This window comes from Nocardia jiangxiensis NBRC 101359 (assembly GCF_000308615.1).
Taxonomy (GTDB): Bacteria; Actinomycetota; Actinomycetes; order Mycobacteriales; family Mycobacteriaceae; genus Nocardia; species Nocardia jiangxiensis.
This window is the reverse complement of the sequence record NZ_BAGB01000116.1, coordinates 1-1,307: the sequence shown is the minus strand read 5'-3', so window position 1 is coordinate 1,307 and position 1,307 is coordinate 1. Positions and strand designations below refer to the sequence as shown.

Here is a 1,307-nt window from a genome sequence, read left to right as displayed (position 1 = left end):
TTGATGCGTTGGAGCAGTTTGTCGATGCCGCGCTGCCATAGCGTGGTGGCGTCGTTATGGTTGCGAGGGGGGAAATGTGCTGTGGGACAAGGATCTACGGGTGATCCGCAGGGCTGCGACGAAAGATATCCGGTCTGGGTCGTGCCCGCTCTGGGTGGCTGCGTCGAGCATGAGGGTGCGGATCGCGTAGTGGCAGCACAGGTGGCCCCAGATTTCCTGTTGGACCAACTCGGGCGATTTCGAGCGCAGCACCGCCCGCGGGCCGCGCTGGTGTGTTTTCAGTTCGTCGAAGGTGTTCTCGATCTCCCAGCGTTGTGCGTAGGCCAGGGCCAGGTCGTGTGCGCTGGCCTGGTCGGGGTCGAGGATGGTGGTGAGCAGTCGATACTGCTCGGGGTGCTCGCGCCCATCGTCGAGGGTGTATTCGATGACCCGCACCATCGAGGGTTCGGTCTTTCGTCGGTTCACCCCCGAGGTGGGCACGATCCGCGCCAGCCACGACCCATCGGGCAGGGTTTGCACGTGTTGAGGCCGGAGATTGGTTTTCACCCGCCACAGCAGGTCGGCTCCGGTGGCGGCGGCCTGTCTCCACAGCGTGAATCCGTAGAAACCGCGATCAGCGAGCACCAGCATCCCGGGGGTGAGTCGGCTCACCAACTCGCGGGCCATCTCGGTCTCGGAAGCGGCGCACGGGCCGGTGACCGCGTCGAATACCGCGTGGGTCCCGCACTCGGCCACCGCGACCAGACGCGCTTGCGGATATGCGGACTTCTCGCCCCGGCTCGACGGCGGCCGGCCGAAGAACTCGACGTTGCCGGGCGTGTCGGCCAGGTCCACGCAGGTGCCGTCGATGGCTACCAATCGGCGTCCGGCCAGCCAGGAGCCGGGCGTGTCCACCCGGGCCATCGGGCGGGCGACACGGAAGAACAGCTCACGCACCGGTTCGTACCCCAGACGTGAACGTGCCTGGAAGATAGCGGATTTCGTCGGCGGCGACCACGATTGCGACCACCCCGACGACCACGACAGACCGTCGGTCAACAGAGCGAACACATCCTCATACGAGCCTTCCGAATGCAACGCCATGCCGATTGAGAAATACGCCATCACACGAGCCGGAAGTGCCCGATGCCGCTGCTGCGTACGCCCCGCCTCGGCGATCACCTCATCGACAACATCAGCCGGAAAAACCCTCGTCAACAAACCCACCGACACCAAATCCGACAGACGACGATCCGACTCCGGCTTCACCCATCCACCACGAGGCACACCGACACCATACCGCCCAAAAGCTTAACTGAACGGTATTG

General features: G+C 64.3%; 1 protein-coding gene. It reads right to left on the bottom strand.

What is annotated here, in order from left to right:
• Nucleotides 1–54: 54 nt before the first annotated feature.
• Complete coding sequence (locus ON40_RS34470) at nt 55–1,266, bottom strand: IS4 family transposase (protein WP_040829444.1); 1,212 nt, start codon at nt 1,264–1,266, stop codon at nt 55–57.
• Between the last annotated feature and the right edge of the window lie 41 nt (nt 1,267–1,307).